We start from the raw sequence: 18,259 nt of genomic DNA on the forward strand, positions 1-18,259 counted from the left end.
TAATATGAATTTAGATGATGTAAGCTCTGGAAAAGGAGCTGAAATGAAAATTGACTGTCCAGTATGTGGAGGAAAAAATACTGCAACTTATACCACCCAAACTCATGAAATAGCTTATTTTGGAGAAATCGTAGAATCTACAATACAATGTGAAAAATGCGGATTTAGACATAATGATATTTTAGCAACTGAACAAAAAGACCCTGCTAAACATAGTTTAACAATTACAGAGAAATCTTTAGACTCAAGAATAGTGAGATCACAATCTGCCACTGTTTCTTTACCTGAAATTGGAATTAAAGTTGAACCTGGTCCAAAATCTGAAGGATATATTTCAAATGTTGAAGGAGTTCTTCTAAGGTTTATTGCTACAACTGAAAGAGCAATGAATATCTTCCAAGATGATTTATCTCAAGAAAATGGTAAAAAAGTACTTAATGATTTAAACAAAGTTTTAAATGGAGAATTAGAAACTCTTTTACTTATAGAAGACCCCTTTGGACAAAGTAAAATTATGGACATTCATGCAAAAACAGAACCTCTAACAGATGAAGAGTTAAAACATTTAAAAACAGGTTTCACTGTAATTGATGAAAATTAATATTAAAAATAGGCTAAAAAATAGAAATAAAATTATAAAAAAATAGTTTATAAAAAATATTAAAAAATAACTTATAAAAATTATAAAAAAATAGTTTATAAAAATTATAAAAAAATAGTTTATAAAAATTATAAAAAAATAGTTTATAAAAAATATTAAAAAATAGTTTATAAAAATTATTAAAAAAAATAACTATAAAAAATAGTTTGTTTTAAAAAAAAAAACAAATAGAAGAATTATTCTTCTATTTCTTCATCTTCTTCTTGTGTTGTCATAGATAATGGAGTAAATTCATCTTCATCTACAACATCTTTTAATTTAAGAGTTTTTTGAACATCCATAGCTAATGCATCACAATCTGCTTTAATAGCATTTAAGTGTAATAAAATTCTTTCTTTTTCTTGGTTGATTCTTTTAATATTAGTATATGGATAGGTTGACTCTTTAAGCATTTCGTACTCAATAGTGGTGTATGGGTATTCATTAAGTTGTTGACAAACTTGTTTAAGGATATCTCCTAAGAATTTGTTCATTTCAACTTTAACTCTTTCCCTAATCATTTTGTCACTATCGAGGTTTTGTTTCATTAAACGAACAACTTCTGCCTTAGCAAAAGGTAAATCTTCTTCTTTATCTTCGATATCCTCGATTTCTTCTTGATAAATTTCTTCTTCAGCCATAAAAAACGACTCCATAATAAATAATTTAAATTTTATTAATAATTATTAACTGATTTATTAACTTACTAATGCAATAATTAGTTCATAAAAATTTATCATTTCAAAAAATTATAAAAAGATTATAAAAAAATATAATAAAATTATAATAAAAATTATGATGAAAATAATAAAAATTTTAATATTAATAAAATTTATTTAAATTTTCTATAAATCATGAAAAGTAAGTGAAATATAAATTTAGATTAAAAATTTAAATTATTTTTTAATAAAAATTGATTTAAAATCCAAAATATTCATTTACTTATCTAGATATAGTAATACATTTGTTTAAAGAAATATATAAAGGTATCGCATAATTTTAATTTTATGACTAATTTTTCATAGAGTTATATTCTAAAGTATAGGAATTATTATAGCAAAAGTCAATAATTTTAATAGATATAAAAATAAGAAAAATCCTTTTTAAAAAATTATAAATTTTATAGAAATATTAAAATTAACGAATTGAAAGTTAATTAAAATTGTTGCAAAAAATGGAAATAGTAAAATAGAATTAAAATAAAAACCTAATAAAAACAGAAATAGTAAAATAGAATTAAAATAAAAACCTAATAAAAACAGAAATAGTAAAATAGAATTAAAATAAAAACCTAATAAAAACAGAAAAAATGATTTTGACTAAAGTTTTAAGCCTATTATTAATTGAAAAAATTTTTAGTCAAGGTTTTTAGCTAGAGGCTAAAAAGCTTGACTGAAAGATAAAAAAATTGATTAATCTGCACAAGGATCTAAATTGAATTTATATCTGTATTCCTGATTTACAATATTAGAACCTTCAAATCTTCCATCGATTATACTTGAAATCTTTTCAATTGCATCAAGGGAAAGTTCTTTTCCTTCTGAAATACCGAAGAAAAAAGTAATTACATCATCTGTTATAAGATAATTTAATTCAAAATCTTCTTTTTCAAGTTCGCTTTTAAATACTTCAGTGAGTTTTTCTTCTATATTTTTTTCAAGGTTTGTCATAGTTTCACCAATATTAAAAGATATATTTAAATTAAACAATAAAGCTTATAAACTTTTCTATCCTCTTTTCCTATCACCATATAAAAGATTCATATAGAAAGATAATAAACTTCCTTTAATCCATATCTAAACTAAAGTTTAAGCTACCTGCTTGATGGGTTATAAATCCTAAAGATATGATATCAACATCTAAATTAGCATAATCTAAAATGTTTTCTTCTCTTATTCCACCAGAAATCTCGATAAGAACATTTTCTCTTAAACCTTTTTCTTCTAAAGCATTTAACGTTCTTTGAGCATCATCTGGAGACATATTATCAAACATAACAATATCTGCACCATTTTCTGATGCAATGATTGCATCTTCAGTTGATTCTACTTCAATTTCTATTTTTTTAGAAAAGCTAATGTTCTCTTTAGCAAGCTCAAGAGCATTTTTTACAGACCCAACAACAGCAATATGATTATCTTTAATTAAAACCATATCATCTAAAGCAAATCTATGGCTATCTCCACCACCAATTGTAATAGCTAATTTATCAAATGTTTGAAGTGCAGGAGCGGTTTTACGAGTTCCAGCAACCCTTATTTTAGGATTGATATTATTTACTTTAGTTACAATACGATTTGTTAGAGTAGCTACACCTGACATTCTCATAAGTAAATTAAGTGCTGTTCGCTCTAAAAGAAGTATTTTACGAGCATTTCCTTCAATTTCTAAAAGAATATCTCCTTTAACAATTTTATCTCCATCATTTTTTGAAGAAATGATCTTTATACCATATTCTAAAAACATTTCTTTTATTATTTCAATTCCTGCAAGGATTCCATCATCTTTAGAGATTAATTTAGCATAAAATATTTTATTTTCTGGAATTAAAGCATTTGAAGTAATATCTCCAAAACCTTTATCTTCTCTAAGCATGTATTCTATAATTTCATCCATTTTTACACCAAACTTTTAATTAAAATAATATATGTATCGATAGCATTATTTTAATTAAGATAATATATGTATTGATAGTATTATTTTAATTAAGATAATATATGTATTGATAGTATTATTTTAATTAAGATAATATATGTATTGATAGTATTAATATATTTTATATATTTAAATTGACAAAATATATATTTGTTAAATAATAAAAAATAAAAGAAATTGATTTATTATTATCAAAACTTAAAGGGATTTTATGGAAATTACATTTTTAGGAACTTCATCTGCTGTACCTTCAAAATATAGAAATCATGCAGGAATTATTTTAAAATATTTTAAAGATACAATGCTCTTCGATTGTGGTGAAGGAACACAAAGGCAATTAACTTATGCTAAAATAAGTCCAATGAAAATAGATAAAATATTTTTAAGCCATTACCATGGAGATCATATTCTAGGTTTAGCAGGCCTTATTCAATCGATGGGTTTTAGGGGAAGAACTGAGGATTTAAATATCTATGGGCCAAAAGGACTAGAAAAATTAATTAATGTGGTTTCTAACTATGGATTTTTCAAAATTGATTTTAATATTAATATTCATGAAATTGGAGAGGGAATAGTTATAGAAACTGATGAATATATCATCAGGTCAATTATTGCAGAACATAATGTTGATAATATTGCATATTCCATCTATGAAAAGAAAAAACCTCGTTTCTTAAGGGAAAAAGCTATTGAACTTGGAGTTCCAGTAGGCCCTTCCTTTGGAAAGCTCCATAATGGGGAAGAAGTAGAAATTAATGGAAAAATAATAAAACCTGAGCAGGTATTAGGAGAACCTAGAATTGGCAAAAAAATTACATACTCTGGAGATACAAGGCCCTGTGAGAAGATGGTTGAACTTGCTTGTGATAGTGATGTTTTAATTCATGAAGCAACTTATGAGGATAAAGATAAAGATAAAGCTATTGAACATTGCCATTCCACTTCAAAAGAAGCTGCAGAAATAGCTAAATTAGCAAATGTTAAATTATTAGTATTGACACATATAAGTAGTCGATATACAACAGATTTAAATATAAAAAACGAAGCAAAAGAAATATTTGAAAATACTGCTGTTGCAGATGATTTTATGGAAATTAAGATAGAAAAAGATAAAGCTAAAATAAGATTTAGAAAATTATTAAGCTTAAATGAAGAACAAGCATAATAACCAATCATCATAAATATTTCTAACTGCAAACAAGATTAAAATTAGTTAATTTAAAAATATCTAAATTTAAATGATGAATAGGTGAATAAAATGTTGGATTATAACTATAAGATATTAGAAATATTAGTAAATCTTTTTAATATTGAAAATATAGTATATATTTTACTAATTATAATTGGGGGACTTATTGTAATAAGATTAGGAGACAAAATTCTTAGTAAAATAGAACATAAATTTGACTTGAATCTCACTGCCCATTATTTACTTAAAGATTTACTAAAATACACCGTTATTATCCTAGCTATTGCATGGATATTACATGTACTTGGAATTAATTTAGAAAGTATTATAATTAGTTTGGGAGTTGTAGGTGTTGCAATAGGTTTTGCTTCTAAAGATATTGTTTCCAACTTTATTTCAGGAATTTTTGTAATTAGTGATAAAAAAATTCAAATTGGAGAAGTAATTGAAGTTAATGGATTTAAAGGAACAATAAAAAAGATTGGATTTAGAAATACAACCATGATAACCCAAGAAAATTATGAAATAAATATTCCTAATTCTCTCTTGTCTACAAATCCTTATAAAATTTATCCCCCAGCTGAGGAATATAAATTAAGACTACTTGTAACTTTACCTAATGGAATGAGTATAGGAGAGTTTAAAAAGAATCTTGATGATACAATGTATTCATACAATTGGATAAATAAAGAGAAGGAAAGTAAAATTTTTGCAAAGGAATTTAATGAAAAGGGATCTCTAGTAGAACTAAACTACTGGGTAAATAAATACAAATACATAGTCTGTGGAAAAATAACGATTTTAGAAAATATCAATAAATTATTTGATGAATATAATAAAAAATAGTAAAGTGATATAAAAATAACAATCGTATAACAATCGTTAATTTTTTATATAAAAAAACTTAATATTAATATAATACAAAATATAACAAAATTAAAGAAAATAATTAAAAATTATAAAATTTTAAATAATATCATATTAACTATACTCTAGCAAAAAACTAAAAGGGTTAAAAAAATGACAAGTGAATTACAGAAAGAAATTATTCAATTAAAAGAGGAAAAAAATGCAATCATCCTCGCACATAACTACCAACCCAAAGAAATTCAAGAAATGGCTGATTTTCTTGGAGACTCATTAGAATTATGTATAAAAGCTAAGGAAGTAGATGATAAAGAAATTATTGTCTTCTGTGGCGTAGACTTTATGGCAGAAACTGCATATATATTAAACCCCGATAAAAAGGTTTTAATTCCAGATTTAGAAGCAGAATGTCCTATGGCACATATGCTTACTGGAAAACAAGTAAAAGAAGCTAAAGAAAAGTATCCTGATGCTGCAGTTTGTTTATATGTAAATAGTCTTGGTGAAGCAAAAGCAGAAGCAGATATCCTTTGTACATCAGGAAATGCTAAAAAGGTTGTTGAAAGTATAGAGGAAGATACAATTCTTTTTGGGCCAGATAACAATCTTGGAGAATTTGTACAGCCATTTACTAATAAAAAGATCATTCCAATTCCAGGTGATGGACACTGCTATGTACACAAATTATTCCACAAGGAGGACATAGAAGATGCAAGGAAAAAATATCCAAATGCAGATATTATAATTCACCCCGAATCTAATAAAGATGTGCAAGAACTAGCAGATTACGTTTTAAGTACTGGTGGAATGTTATCTCATATAAAAGATAGTCCAAATGATGAATTTGTTATTGGAACCGAAGTAGATTTAATTACAAGGCTTAAATCTGAGTTTCCTGATAAAACTTACTATCCATTACTTGAAGGGGCAATTTGTAAAACAATGAAACTTCATACACTTGAAAAACTAAGAGACTGTCTTAAAAATGAGAAGCCAGCTATTACTGTTCCAGAAGAAATAGCTGAAAAATCAATTAATGCAGTAGAGAGAATGCTTGAGGTATCTAAATAAAAATAGTTAAATTAATAAAAGAATACTTAAAGCACCTAAACTAAAAGCATTCCAAAAAAATATTAAAATAGTAAATTAGGATAAAAAGAGAATTTCTTTTTTATCCATCTTTTTTATAAAAATATATAAACCGAAATAAAAATCTCTTTTTATAAAAATCTATAAACAAAATAAAGATCTTTTTTTAAAAAATTAATTAATATTAAATTTTTAAAAGCTTATTTCATGTCTTCTAAGAAACTTGCTATAAAATAAGTCATTTCGATTTCTTCTCTTTTTACAAAGTCTTCAAGTTTAAAATGTGCATCATCTGAGGCAAATGGGAAGAATTTTTTAGAATAAAAAATATTAAGGAGTAAAGAATCATCTTCTAAAATAGTTTCTCCCTCTAGATTATTTGTTAAAAATTCCAACTCTCCATCACTTAAACCAGATACCCTATAAGTTACATAGTGCATTTCATCATCAGTTACACCATAATCTTCAACTTTAACACTTAACATATTAATCCCTTAATTATAATATGATTTTTTAAATTTTAATACTTTCTAAAACTATCTAAAAATATAAAAAAATAAATTAAAATATTGTTCTAAAACTATCTAAAAATATAAAAAAATTAAATTAAAATATTGTTCTAAAACTAAGTAAGTGGTTTTAAAAGATTAAGTCCATAAAATCTGTTATAAAAATTGGACTTGCATCATCTGCTTTTTCAAAGCCACACCTTTCATAAAATTCTATCTCTTCCCTATAAGAAACAAGAACTATAAGTAAATAACCCATATAATAGATAAAATAAAATAAAAAATAAATATATATTGAGATATGAAAAAACTAATTTAAACAATTGAAATTGAAATATTAGTCATCTCTAAACTCTTTAATAAACTCTTCTAAATCATGTTTTATTTTATACAATTCATTTGAACCTACATGACCCATACAAGAATCAAAAATAAGTAATTTATTATTTTTAATCATTTTACTCATTGGAATTGCATCTAAATTTGGTGGGAAGTATTGGTCTTGATTAATAGCTATTATCAATACCTTTGCAGTAATATCCTTTAGCTTCTCTGTTAAATCATAATCTAAGGAAGAATTATTCATATAAATCAAATCATTTACATCTTCTTCTAAAATTTCCTCTGCAAATTCATCCATAGCTTGTCTAATTTCTTCATTAGTCATATTATTGCGATATTCTTCTCTTGAAAGGCCGTAACAATAGATTGCATCTGAAGAAAGTTTTAGACTTCTCTTTAATGAGTTGGAAATAGGCAAATCATAAGCTCCACCATTATAATCTGGATCTGACTCTAAAATATTGTTCATTATTTTAGATAAAGCATAATTATGCCCACCTACTTTAAAACTACTTACAAGAGAAATGATAAAGTCAACAGAATCAGGATATATGCATCCCCAAGTTAATACTTCAAATCCCCCCATAGAGTTTCCAATAAGGCCTTTCACATAGGTGATTCCAAACTTTTCTTCTAAAAACTGTTTTTGAAAGTTTACCATATCTTCTACAAGATATTCTGGAAACTTATTCATTAGCCCACTTGTAGAGGGACTTGATGAATTTGGACAACCAAGAGCACTTACTGAAATAAAAAAGAATTTATCTGTGTCAAATATTTCTCCAGGCCCCATATCTTCAGATATACGCCTAACAGAATAACAATTACCACTAGAACCATGGAAATAAATTAATGCATTAGAAATTAGTCCATTATCATCATAGTGGGGAGTTCCAAAACTTATATACTCCACTTCAGCATCTTTTAAAACTTCACCGTTTTTAAATTTAAATTCATCTAAAGTAAAATACTCTGCTTCAATACTTTCTACATCAAACATTTTAAACATCCTTAAAAATAAATGGCCATAAATAATTTTTAAATTAAACAGTCAGAAAATAAATTATTCTTTTAAACCTAAAAGCTTTGAGGCATTTTTATAAAGAATTAAATTTCTCTCTTCATCACTTAAATCAATTTTATTAAACATTTCCATCTCACTTTCAGATTCCCACATCGGAAAATCAGTAGCCCATAATACTTTATCTACACCATATGCATGAATTAAATCCTTTGCAGCCTCTGGAGATAAAGCATACAAACTTGAACTTAAATCTACAATTAAATTAGGAGTTCCTGCTAATTTTTTTCTGGCTTCCTCCCATACACTCCAACCTGCAAAATGAGCCCCAATAACTAAAAGATCTGGAAACTCATCAAGGAAGGGTTTCAATTGTTTAGGGTTAGAATAATTATATCTGAAATCACCACAATGAACCATTATAGGCAATTCTCTTTCACTTATAGCCTCTCCCATTTTAAATGCTCTTTCTTCGTTTAAAGCAAATCGTTGGAAATCTGGGTGAACTTTAACACCTTTTAAGCCTAATTCAATCAGATAATCTAAATCTCCTTCAATATCTTCACTATCAGGATGAAGCGTTCCAAAACCAGTGAAAATATCTGGATGAGCCTTAATCTCATCACCAATAAATTCATTAATAGATTTAACTTGTTTATGAGTTGTTGCAACTGAGTGAACAAGATAATGTACAACTCCTACTTTGCTACCATCTTTGATTAAATCATCCACAGTTCCATTTAAAGACATAGGAAGGTTATAAAAATCACCAATTCCCTCAACAGCTCTTGCCACAATCTTTTGAGGATAAATATGACAATGTGAATTAATTACTTTTTGCATATTACATTAACCGCCTAATAAAATTATAAAATATTTTTTCTATTAATTAATTTGTATTAAATCATTTAAAAAAGTTTATATAACTAAATTAAGTAATAAAGGATTAAAATAAAAATTAAAAAATAATAGGCCTAGAAAAAATCAGTGAAAAATCATATCCCTGCATATAAATTTTTAATAAAGTTAATTATCATATTAAGATTATATAAATTTTTAATAAAGTTAATTATCATATTAAGATTATATAAATTTTTAATAAATTGATTAAATTTATAAAAAATAAAATCCAATATTAACTAGTGGAATAATAATTTAATTAAAGGTTTAATAAACCTTTACTACTAAAAGGCTTTAATAAACTTTTACTACTAAAAACTGAATTGATAAAATGAAATATAAAATTTTAGAAAATCCTAATTATGAAGAAACTTATGACTTAATCGAAGAAGGCCTTAAAAAGAAAGCAACCATATTACTTTTTGCATGTTGTAGAGTTAGCTATGAAGGTCGTTCATTAAGCGAACTTGATTATGGAGAGAGAATAATAATGATGAAACCTGATGGATGCTTTTTAATCCATCAAGATAATAAAGTAGATCCAGTTAATTGGCAACCTCCTAAATCAAGGCCAAGAGCTTATATTAAAGATGAAATACTATTTTTAGAAAGTCATAGACGTAGCCCTCCTGAACGAATAGAGGTTGAAATTAAAAAAGTCCATTATGCTAATTATAATTTAATTGAAGATTATGAAGAGCTTGAAAGAGCAGGGTATGAAAAAGATATGGGAGATATGATTTGGGATAAACCCCATATAATTGAAGAAGGATTCAGACCAACTGTAAGAGAATATGCAACCGAACATGGTTTTATAGATATACTTGGTAAAGACTCCAAAGGAAACTTAATGGTTTTAGAATTAAAATCACGTAAAGCAGGAATCACCGCAGTTAAACAAATTAGAAGATATTTAACTGACTTTGAAAATAAAGAAAATTCAGAAATTAAAGCTAAAAATGGGCAAAAACAAAAAATCAGAGGTTTACTTGTAGCACCTTCAATTGGTGATGATGCACTTGAACTTTTAGAAGAGGAGGGGATAGAATTTGTATCTGTAGAACCTCCAAGAGAACTTAAAAAAGATAAAAGAGTAACTTTAGACTCTTTTGGATAAAATAAAAATTAAAAAAATAGATTATTGAACTGATTTAAAAATTGAATTAAGCTAAACTGATTATTATGGATATTCTATCAACTTTATTAATTGCAATTGCATTGGCAATGGATGCATTTAGTGTTTCACTAACAAAAGGATTCATGTTAAAGAAGATAACTAAAATCCAAGCATTATGGTATGCAATATTCTTTGGAGGATTCCAATCATTAATGCCCATTCTTGGATGGCTAGGGGGAATCCAATTAGAATGGCTTATCACAACCTTTGCTCCATGGATTGCATTTATTTTACTTTTACTTATTGGTTCAAATATGATTAGAGAAAGTTTCTCTAATGAGGAAGAATCAGAAGAAAATTCCGATAAGTTTTCATTTAAAGAATTGACTTTACTTGCAATAGCTACAAGTATCGATGCATTTGCAGTTGGAATAACTTATGCAGTATTAAAAACAGATATTCTAATTCCAATAACAATGATTGGAATTGTAGCATTTATATTTACAATAATTGGACTTTATTTAGGTAAAAAAATAGGAAATTACTTTGGAGATAAGTTTGAAATACTTGGAGGATCAATTTTAATTTTGCTTGGAGTAAAAATCCTTTTAGAAGGGCTAGGGATTTTAGTTTTATAAAGTATTAAAATAGAAATAGTAAAAAAATTAAAAAATAGAAACATGACAAAAAGAAAAAAAGAAAAAAATAGAAACAGCACCAATAGAAAAAAAATAACCAGATAAAAAATAGAAAATAAAAAAACCATAAGAACTTTAATTAATTAAAGCTCTAAAGTGAATCTTTCTCCACTTAATTCTTTTAAACGTTTTATCTCCTCCATTTGATGTTTAACTGCATAATCATTATATGGCTTTGGAGATAGGCTGTGTCCATCATATTCTAATTTATAAATAACAAACTCATCAGTGTCTAAGTTTATTGTATCCTCAGTTTCTTTTAATTCAACACTATTCAATTCATTTAAGATATTTTTATATTCTTTCTCTTCTAATTCAATAAGCTCATCAAGCTCTCTTGAAGCAAAACTTGGATTGAATTGCATAGCTAAACCAATCATTCCATTAAGTTCTTTCCCACCAATCTCAAAAACTGATGCCCTAATATTATCCATCTGTTTAATCATATGATTTAAAGTTGGTTTAGTAACTGGAATTTCACTAGCAGTCCCTAAAATATTTATTTCATAATTATTTTCCCATTCACCTATTTTATAAACTGCATAATTAATATTATCACATTTTATTTCTTTTTCTTCAACCATTTTATCACTTAAAATCTTTTTAAAAATTACCAAAACAATATACTTGAAAAATAATACTAGAATAATATTACTAAGAATAATCTAATAAAATATTTTTAAAATAATCTTTTTCAACAAATAATATTTTCTTTTTACTTAATAAAATAGTTTACTTTAACTATTTTGATAAATATCTAAAATTTTAAAAATAAGGTTAAAAATAAAAAACCAAATGAAAAGATTAGAAAAAAGAAAATAGTTAATAAAATTTAAAAGTATTTAAATATAAGATTAAATAAAAAGATTAATATTAATGAATTAATTTTTAAAAGTAATTATTAAAATTAATTATGAAATATTGTAAAAGTAGGAGGTTAAAATTTGGTAAAATATTGTCAAGAGTGTGGAAATTCAAGTTATGACAGTGCACCAATTTGTGGAAACTGTGGTGCTAAACTGCCTCCAAAATCCGAAGCAAACTCTAGACCCCCTAAATTAGATGGAATAACTAAACAAAAAGCAGTAGTGAAAGATAGAGAAGAATCAATTTTCTCTGGTAAATCAAGTAGCTTTGGTAAAAGATTATCTAAAAAATTAGGTAGCTTCGATTTAACTAAATTTAGCAATACTACTAAAGAGAAAAAAGCAAAAGAAAGTGCTATAGAAACTCAAAAAACTTCAAAGCTTTCTTTTAGTAGAACTGCAACTGAAGGTTTTAAACATAAGGATACTGGAATAAAAGATCCTGCTAAAAAATTCAGCACTCAAAAAACTGAAGAAAAAACTAAGAAAATTAAAAAAGAAACTCCTAAAAAAGATAGTAAAAAGCAAGAAGTTCCTAAAAAAGATAAAGTTAAGCCAAAAATAATTAAAAAATCAGAAAAAACAAGTGGTTCAAGCTTAAATCTTAGAAAAATTGGAATTGCTGCAATAATCATAATAATTATTCTTTTAATCGCAGGAATTGGACTTAATGGAATCCAAAACCAAACAACAGATGAGGTAAAAAATTATACTGATGGCATAATTAGTTTTGATTATTCTGGAAATTGGTCTATGTATAATAATACTAATCAAAATAGTAATTCCAGCGATATTGCATTTAAAACTAAAGACAATACATTAATTGGATTTACTACAATTCAAAGCGACGATATCACATATGAAAAAATATTAAGTGATGTTAATACAACTGCACACTCATTAAATGGAGAACTTGTAGAGTATAAAAACGTTGATGTCGGTGGTGTTCCATCTTTAGAAATGACAATAAGTACTGCAGATCAAGGATATTCAAGATATATCTGTACTTTACGTGATGGTGTATACTATAGCTTTGTTATTAACAATGGAAAATCATCTAATAGCAATATAACTGCTTTAAATACAACTGAAATTCAAAACATGATTAATAGTATTAGTTTCCCAACAACTAACCGTGAAGGAGTAGATGGTGCTGAAATAGCTTAAACTAATCTATTAATTTATTTTTTTAAATTTATACCAAACTATTATTTTCTTTTTTTTAACTTTATATTAAAATAATAATTTCCTTCTATCTTTTTTTAACTTTATACTAAAACACTAATTTTCCCATATCTTTTTTATTCTATTTTTAAGATGTTTAATCTTATATCTAAATAAAAACTTTTTTTAAATTAAAACTCTAAATTAACTATAGAGGTATAAAAATATGAATATAATTAAGATTGCTCTTTGTCAAATGAATGTAGTTGATAATAAAGAAAAAAATATAAAAAAAGCAATTCAAATGATTAAAGAATCTAAAAAACAAGGAGCAGATTTAGCTGTTCTTCCAGAGATGTTTAACTGTCCTTATGAAAATGAAAAATTCATTGAATATGCTGAAGAAATAGAAAATAGTGAATCATTAAAAGAAATAGCTAAACTTGCAAAAGAAGAAAGTATTCATGTTTTAGCAGGATCTATACCTGAACTTGAAATAAATAATCTCAATAACAGCAAAGCTATTTACAATACATCAGTGTTTATAGACAATAATGGAAAGTTCTTAGGAAAACATAGAAAAATGCATCTATTTGATATTGATGTTAAAGATAAAATTTATTTTAAAGAGTCTGATACTTTAAGTGCAGGATGCGAATTTACAATAATAAAAACAGATTTTGCTAGAATTGGAATTGGAATTTGCTATGACATACGTTTTCTAGAATTATCTAGAATAATGGCACTTAATGGTGCAGAGATATTAATTTTCCCAGGAGCATTTAATTTAACAACAGGTCCTGCACATTGGGAAACATTATTCAAATCAAGAGCATTAGATAATCAAGTATATACAATTGGAGTAGCTCCTGCTTTAGATAAAGATGCAAATTATAATTCTTTCGGACATTCAATAGCTGTTAACCCATGGGGAAATGTAATCGAAGAACTAGATTATGATGAAGATTTAAGAATTGTTAAAGTAGATTTAGATGAAATAGAAAAAATTAGAGAAGAAATTCCAGTTTTAAAAAATAGACGAACTGATTTATACGAAATAAAAGAAAAATAAAAAATAAAAATTAGTTCATGTAATAATATACAATTTCATGAAAATTATAAAAAATAAGATAATGAATAAACAAATTCAACTATTACAAGTAAACTAAAATAAAAAATAAATTAGATAAAAAATAAGCAAATTCAATTATTTAAAATAAAATAAAATAAAATAAAATAGAATAAAAGAAAAATAAAAAATAAATCAGATAAAATTAAATCATTTTATCTAATCTCTTCTTGAACCAAGCTTCTTTTTCTGGTTTTTCTTTAGATAATGTCTCAATAGCTATTTTTAAAATTCTTACTTCATTATCATAATCATTTGTTTTGCGATATAAGGTTGCTAAACGTTTATAAGGAGCATCACTAGTACTGCCCTCTTTTACATGAACTTCATAAGCTTTAATAGCTGCTTCAATATCAGTTTTTTCCATTTCTTTAATAGTGCTCATTGGTTGCCCTTTAGAAATCTTTATTTTTCCACCTGACTTAATAATCTTTTCAGCTTTTTTAATAGCTTTATTACAGTACTTTTTAAAGTCCTTATCTTTTTCTCTACGCCTTGCATCTTTAATTATTTTAATAGATTCTTCACTAGCAATATCTCCCAGTGCAAAAATAGCTGCAGTTCTAACTCCACCATCTTCATCATTAATACATTCTGCAATAGCATCAATTTTATCTTTTGCTCTAAGTTCTCCAAGAGCTCTAACAGCTACTTTACGAACACCAAAGTCCTCATCTGATAATGCCTCAGCAAATGAATCAATAGCTTTTTCACTGCCAGTTTTTTGAAGTGCAACTGTTAAAAAACGTTTATTAGATCCGGATTCTTTATTGAATTCTTCAATTAATTTGTCTACTGCAGAATCACCAATATCACCAAGTATCTCTGCAGCTCCAAATCTTACTTGAGCATTATCATCTTTAGTAGCTTCAATTAAAGGTTCAACAATCCTCTCATCATTTACTCTTTCTAAACTTTTAATAGCTAATTTCCTATTAGATGCATCTTCATCTTTCAATGCTTCAACAGCTTCTTCAATTGATAATTTTTCAACCATACTAAATCCTCATTAAATAAAATATAAAAATCCAAATAATCCTAAATTTTTATTAAAAAAATTAAATTTTTATTAAACTCTAAATTTAAAGCTATTAATATAATCTTTAATTTAATAATATTTAAGTTAAAACTAATATTTAAATTAATTTGAATAAAATAAAACTAAACTATAAAATAAATAAATTACATAAATAATTAAGTAAAACAATTGTAAAATATAAAAATAAAATCACCAAATAATCTAGAAATTTGATATTATGATAAAAAAACAAACTAAAAGTTATTCAAAAAAGGAAATTTACAAAAATCTCCACCCCTTTGTTAAAGAATGGTTTGAGAATAACTTTGATGACTTTACACCTGCACAAAAACAAGCTATTCTAGAAATACAAAAAGGAAATAATATACTTGTTTCATCACCCACAGGCTCTGGTAAGACTCTGACAGCATTTTTATCAATTATAAACGAATTAACAGCTTTAGCAGATAGAGGAGAACTTGAAGATAAAGTATATTGTATCTACATATCTCCACTTAAGGCATTGGATAATGATATTGAAAGAAATCTAGATCAACCTCTTAGAGAAATAGAAAAAATAGCTAAAAAACCATTAGGTATTAGAAAAGCAGTTAGAACTGGAGATACAAGCCAGTATCAAAAAACAAAAATGCTAAAAAATCCACCCCATATCCTAATTACAACTCCTGAAACATTATCAATTTTACTTGTTGCTCCCAAGTTTAGAGAAAAGTTATCACATGTAAAATACTTAATAGTTGATGAAATCCACTCATTAGCTGAAAATAAAAGGGGAGTCCATTTAAGTTTATCTTTAGAACGATTGCAGCATTTAATTGGAGGATATGTTAGAATAGGATTATCTGCTACCGTTAGTCCTCTTGAAGAGGTGGCGAGGTTTCTTGTAGGCTATGAATATGGGATTGAAAGAGATTGTACTCTTGTTGATATAAATTATTTAAAAGAATTAGATATTGAAGTTATATCTCCAGTTGATGATATTGTAATAGCTGATGATGAGGATACAAGAATGGCTACTTATGCATTAATTGATGATTTGGTAATGGAACATAAAACAAGCTTAATATTTACAAATACACGTAGTGCAACTGAGCAATATGTTTATAATCTAAAAAAACTTTATGGAGAGCATTTTAACAACACAAATATTATGGCTCACCATTCATCTTTATCAAAAGAATCTAGGTTAGAAACAGAACAAAAATTAAAAAATGGCCAGTTAAAGGCTGTTGTATCATCTACTTCACTTGAGCTAGGTATAGATATCGGTTATATTGACCTTGTTATTTTGATTAATTCCCCTAAATCTGTTTCAAGAGCCTTACAGAGAATTGGTAGAAGCGGACATAGGTTACATGAAAAATCAAAAGGCAGGATAATCGTTACTGATAGAGATGAACTTGTTGAATGTTCAGTACTGCTTAAAAACGCAAAAGAAGGTAAAATTGACAATATAAGAATACCTAAAGACTGTTTAGATGTACTATCACAGCATATCTATGGAATGGGAATTGAAAATCCATGGGATATTGATTATGCCTATGATGTAATTAGAAAAAGTTATTGCTATAAAGACTTAAGTAGAGATGACTACGAAGATGTATTAAGCTATTTAGCAGGAGAATATGCGGAACTTGAAGAACGTTATGTTTATGCTAAAATCTGGATTGATTATAAAGAAAATACATTTGGAAAAAGAGGCAAGTTAGCAAGAATGCTCTATTCAACAAATATTGGAACAATTCCTGACCATTCTGCAGTTATTGTAAAGTGTGATGGGGAAGTTATTGGTAAAGTTGAAGAAGAATTTATGGAAAAGCTGAAAAAAGGGGATAGTTTTGTTCTTGGTGGAAGAACCTATAAATTTAATTATGGAAAGGGAATGACAATAAATGTCTCACCAGCATCTGGACCTCCATCCATTCCATCCTGGTATTCAGAGCAATTGCCCCTTGCATTCGACCTTGCAGTTGATATTCAAAGGTTTAGGTATATCTTAGAAAGCAAATTCCAATATAGAAGATCAAAAGAGGAAATTATGGAATTTTTACATGAATACCTTTATATAGATGAATTTGCAGCAAATTCCATTTATGAATACTTTAATGAACAATTTTTATATGCTCAAATCCCCCATAAACAAAAGTTGCTTGTTGAATATTATACAGGATTTGGAGGAAGAAAATTCGTTGTATTCCATAGTTTATTTGGAAGAAAAACAAATGATGCAATTGCAAGAGCTCTAGCTTATCTAGCAAGCGATAGAAATAAAAAAAATATAACGATTTCAATTACAGATAATGGTTTTTATTTAAGCTCTGATGGAAAAATAGGATCATTAGAAGCATTGAAAAGATTAAATCCAACTAACTTTGAGAAGATTTTAATTAAGTCACTTGATAAAACAGAAACTTTAGCAAGTAGATTCAGGCATTGTGCCGGAAGGTCCCTTATGACTTTAAGAAGATACAAAGGTCATGAAAAGTCTGTAGGTCGCCAACAAGTCAGAGGTAAAATATTACTTAAATACATTCAAGAAATGGATGATAGTTTCCCAATACTTAAAGAATCTAGAAGAGAAGCTACAGAAGATTATATGGATATTGAAAATGCTAAAAGAGTTATCTCATGGATCCATAGTGGAGAAATGGAGATAAAAACCATAAATACAATAATTCCAAGTCCTTTTGCATTTAATCTCGTATCACAAGGATATCTTGAAGTTTTAAAACAAAACGATAAAAGAGAATTCACTAAAAGAATGCACAGGGCAGTTATAGAAAAAATAAAGGAGCAAATGGAAAATGATTATTATTAAAAAAACTCTTTAAATCAGGCACTAGTGAAAACAGTTATTAATAAAAAATTCTTTAAATCAGGCACTAGTGAAAACAGTTATTATCAGATTAAAAAATGAAAAATAAGTTTTAAAAGTTAAAAAAGATTATAAAGTATTTAAAATAAATTAAAAATATCTATAGTTTAATATAGTGAATTTTAAAAAAAGAAAAAGTTTTAAATACTATAAAAATAT

The 18,259-nt window shown here is 26.4% G+C and carries 18 protein-coding genes; 9 read left to right on the top strand and 9 right to left on the bottom strand.

Features of this window, described 5'->3' with window-relative positions:
- Positions 1 to 4 precede the first annotated feature (4 nt).
- Positions 5 to 601: a ZPR1 zinc finger domain-containing protein gene (locus tag BM020_RS03250; protein ID WP_067145589.1), complete on the top strand. Its 597-nt coding sequence runs from the start codon at positions 5 to 7 to the stop codon at positions 599 to 601.
- Positions 602 to 837: 236 nt separating this feature from the next.
- On the opposite strand, the gene BM020_RS03260 is transcribed toward BM020_RS03250, so the two are convergent.
- The 3 genes from BM020_RS03260 to nadC form a co-directional block, all read right to left on the bottom strand.
- The gene (locus BM020_RS03260; protein ID WP_074798184.1) at positions 838 to 1,281 is read right to left on the bottom strand and encodes a hypothetical protein; all 444 of its coding nucleotides are present in this window, start codon (positions 1,279 to 1,281) and stop codon (positions 838 to 840) included.
- Between the two features lie 771 nt (positions 1,282 to 2,052).
- Positions 2,053 to 2,310, bottom strand: coding sequence for a hypothetical protein (locus BM020_RS03265; RefSeq protein WP_067145585.1), 258 nt, complete (start codon positions 2,308 to 2,310; stop codon positions 2,053 to 2,055).
- A 115-nt stretch (positions 2,311 to 2,425) separates the two neighbouring features.
- Positions 2,426 to 3,256, bottom strand: a complete 831-nt coding sequence (nadC, locus tag BM020_RS03270) for a carboxylating nicotinate-nucleotide diphosphorylase (protein WP_074798186.1) — start codon at positions 3,254 to 3,256, stop codon at positions 2,426 to 2,428.
- Between the two features lie 250 nt (positions 3,257 to 3,506).
- Here nadC and rnz point away from each other — a divergent pair, with 250 nt between their 5' ends.
- From rnz to nadA, 3 genes are all read left to right on the top strand, one after another.
- Positions 3,507 to 4,460 (top strand): ribonuclease Z, encoded by a 954-nt coding sequence (rnz, locus tag BM020_RS03275; RefSeq protein ID WP_067145581.1) that lies wholly within the window; start codon positions 3,507 to 3,509, stop codon positions 4,458 to 4,460.
- 93 nt (positions 4,461 to 4,553) lie between these two features.
- Positions 4,554 to 5,330 (top strand): mechanosensitive ion channel family protein, encoded by a 777-nt coding sequence (locus BM020_RS03280; protein WP_067145579.1) that lies wholly within the window; start codon positions 4,554 to 4,556, stop codon positions 5,328 to 5,330.
- 174 nt (positions 5,331 to 5,504) lie between these two features.
- On the top strand, positions 5,505 to 6,422 hold the full coding sequence (gene nadA / locus BM020_RS03285; RefSeq protein WP_067145577.1) for a quinolinate synthase NadA: 918 nt from the start codon (positions 5,505 to 5,507) through the stop codon (positions 6,420 to 6,422).
- Positions 6,423 to 6,640: 218 nt separating this feature from the next.
- Here nadA and BM020_RS03290 read toward each other — a convergent pair whose 3' ends face one another.
- The 4 genes from BM020_RS03290 to BM020_RS03300 form a co-directional block, all read right to left on the bottom strand.
- The gene (locus tag BM020_RS03290; RefSeq protein WP_067145575.1) at positions 6,641 to 6,925 is read right to left on the bottom strand and encodes a DUF5750 family protein; all 285 of its coding nucleotides are present in this window, start codon (positions 6,923 to 6,925) and stop codon (positions 6,641 to 6,643) included.
- A 154-nt stretch (positions 6,926 to 7,079) separates the two neighbouring features.
- The gene (locus BM020_RS09880) at positions 7,080 to 7,208 is read right to left on the bottom strand and encodes a hypothetical protein (RefSeq protein WP_256379537.1); all 129 of its coding nucleotides are present in this window, start codon (positions 7,206 to 7,208) and stop codon (positions 7,080 to 7,082) included.
- A 78-nt stretch (positions 7,209 to 7,286) separates the two neighbouring features.
- Positions 7,287 to 8,291, bottom strand: coding sequence for an alpha/beta fold hydrolase (locus BM020_RS03295; RefSeq protein WP_083405365.1), 1,005 nt, complete (start codon positions 8,289 to 8,291; stop codon positions 7,287 to 7,289).
- A 63-nt stretch (positions 8,292 to 8,354) separates the two neighbouring features.
- Positions 8,355 to 9,155, bottom strand: coding sequence for an amidohydrolase family protein (locus BM020_RS03300; RefSeq protein ID WP_067145571.1), 801 nt, complete (start codon positions 9,153 to 9,155; stop codon positions 8,355 to 8,357).
- A 388-nt stretch (positions 9,156 to 9,543) separates the two neighbouring features.
- On the opposite strand from BM020_RS03300, the gene nucS reads away from it, so the two are divergent.
- Both nucS and BM020_RS03310 read left to right on the top strand, forming a co-directional pair.
- Entirely contained in the window at positions 9,544 to 10,329 is a 786-nt protein-coding gene (gene nucS, locus BM020_RS03305) for an endonuclease NucS (RefSeq protein ID WP_067145569.1), read from the top strand.
- 65 nt (positions 10,330 to 10,394) lie between these two features.
- A complete protein-coding gene (locus BM020_RS03310) occupies positions 10,395 to 10,967 on the top strand; it encodes a manganese efflux pump MntP (protein WP_074798190.1) in 573 nt (190 codons plus the stop codon).
- A gap of 143 nt (positions 10,968 to 11,110) precedes the next feature.
- Here the strand turns inward: BM020_RS03310 and BM020_RS03315 are convergent, their stop codons facing one another.
- Complete coding sequence (locus BM020_RS03315; RefSeq protein WP_074798192.1) at positions 11,111 to 11,611, bottom strand: hypothetical protein; 501 nt, start codon at positions 11,609 to 11,611, stop codon at positions 11,111 to 11,113.
- A 360-nt stretch (positions 11,612 to 11,971) separates the two neighbouring features.
- Between BM020_RS03315 and BM020_RS03320 the strand changes: the two genes are divergently transcribed.
- Together BM020_RS03320 and BM020_RS03325 are read left to right on the top strand one after the other, a co-directional pair.
- Entirely contained in the window at positions 11,972 to 13,060 is a 1,089-nt protein-coding gene (locus BM020_RS03320) for a zinc ribbon domain-containing protein (protein ID WP_067145563.1), read from the top strand.
- Between the two features lie 223 nt (positions 13,061 to 13,283).
- Complete coding sequence (locus BM020_RS03325; protein WP_067145561.1) at positions 13,284 to 14,129, top strand: carbon-nitrogen hydrolase family protein; 846 nt, start codon at positions 13,284 to 13,286, stop codon at positions 14,127 to 14,129.
- A gap of 202 nt (positions 14,130 to 14,331) precedes the next feature.
- Here the strand turns inward: BM020_RS03325 and BM020_RS03330 are convergent, their stop codons facing one another.
- Positions 14,332 to 15,183 (bottom strand): HEAT repeat domain-containing protein, encoded by an 852-nt coding sequence (locus BM020_RS03330; RefSeq protein WP_074798194.1) that lies wholly within the window; start codon positions 15,181 to 15,183, stop codon positions 14,332 to 14,334.
- Between the two features lie 259 nt (positions 15,184 to 15,442).
- On the opposite strand from BM020_RS03330, the gene BM020_RS03335 reads away from it, so the two are divergent.
- Positions 15,443 to 18,043, top strand: a complete 2,601-nt coding sequence (locus BM020_RS03335) for an ATP-dependent helicase (protein WP_074798196.1) — start codon at positions 15,443 to 15,445, stop codon at positions 18,041 to 18,043.
- Positions 18,044 to 18,259: the final 216 nt, after the last annotated feature.

Origin of the sequence: Methanobrevibacter olleyae (genome assembly GCF_900114585.1) — an archaeon.
Classification (GTDB): Archaea; Methanobacteriota; Methanobacteria; order Methanobacteriales; family Methanobacteriaceae; genus Methanobrevibacter; species Methanobrevibacter olleyae.

What these genes read in the sequence shown, in the direction of transcription:
- BM020_RS03295 (WP_083405365.1), bottom strand. Translation starts at nt 8,291, where the DNA reads ATGTTTGATGTAGAAAGTATTGAAGCAGAGTATTTTACTTTAGATGAA.
- BM020_RS03250 (WP_067145589.1), top strand. Translation starts at nt 5, where the DNA reads ATGAATTTAGATGATGTAAGCTCTGGAAAAGGAGCTGAAATGAAAATT.
- BM020_RS03335 (WP_074798196.1), top strand. Translation starts at nt 15,443, where the DNA reads ATGATAAAAAAACAAACTAAAAGTTATTCAAAAAAGGAAATTTACAAA.
- BM020_RS03300 (WP_067145571.1), bottom strand. Translation starts at nt 9,155, where the DNA reads ATGCAAAAAGTAATTAATTCACATTGTCATATTTATCCTCAAAAGATT.
- BM020_RS03260 (WP_074798184.1), bottom strand. Translation starts at nt 1,281, where the DNA reads ATGGCTGAAGAAGAAATTTATCAAGAAGAAATCGAGGATATCGAAGAT.
- BM020_RS09880 (WP_256379537.1), bottom strand. Translation starts at nt 7,208, where the DNA reads ATGGGTTATTTACTTATAGTTCTTGTTTCTTATAGGGAAGAGATAGAA.
- BM020_RS03310 (WP_074798190.1), top strand. Translation starts at nt 10,395, where the DNA reads ATGGATATTCTATCAACTTTATTAATTGCAATTGCATTGGCAATGGAT.
- BM020_RS03315 (WP_074798192.1), bottom strand. Translation starts at nt 11,611, where the DNA reads ATGGTTGAAGAAAAAGAAATAAAATGTGATAATATTAATTATGCAGTT.
- BM020_RS03330 (WP_074798194.1), bottom strand. Translation starts at nt 15,183, where the DNA reads ATGGTTGAAAAATTATCAATTGAAGAAGCTGTTGAAGCATTGAAAGAT.
- nadC (WP_074798186.1), bottom strand. Translation starts at nt 3,256, where the DNA reads ATGGATGAAATTATAGAATACATGCTTAGAGAAGATAAAGGTTTTGGA.
- rnz (WP_067145581.1), top strand. Translation starts at nt 3,507, where the DNA reads ATGGAAATTACATTTTTAGGAACTTCATCTGCTGTACCTTCAAAATAT.
- nadA (WP_067145577.1), top strand. Translation starts at nt 5,505, where the DNA reads ATGACAAGTGAATTACAGAAAGAAATTATTCAATTAAAAGAGGAAAAA.
- BM020_RS03280 (WP_067145579.1), top strand. Translation starts at nt 4,554, where the DNA reads ATGTTGGATTATAACTATAAGATATTAGAAATATTAGTAAATCTTTTT.
- BM020_RS03265 (WP_067145585.1), bottom strand. Translation starts at nt 2,310, where the DNA reads ATGACAAACCTTGAAAAAAATATAGAAGAAAAACTCACTGAAGTATTT.
- nucS (WP_067145569.1), top strand. Translation starts at nt 9,544, where the DNA reads ATGAAATATAAAATTTTAGAAAATCCTAATTATGAAGAAACTTATGAC.
- BM020_RS03290 (WP_067145575.1), bottom strand. Translation starts at nt 6,925, where the DNA reads ATGTTAAGTGTTAAAGTTGAAGATTATGGTGTAACTGATGATGAAATG.
- BM020_RS03325 (WP_067145561.1), top strand. Translation starts at nt 13,284, where the DNA reads ATGAATATAATTAAGATTGCTCTTTGTCAAATGAATGTAGTTGATAAT.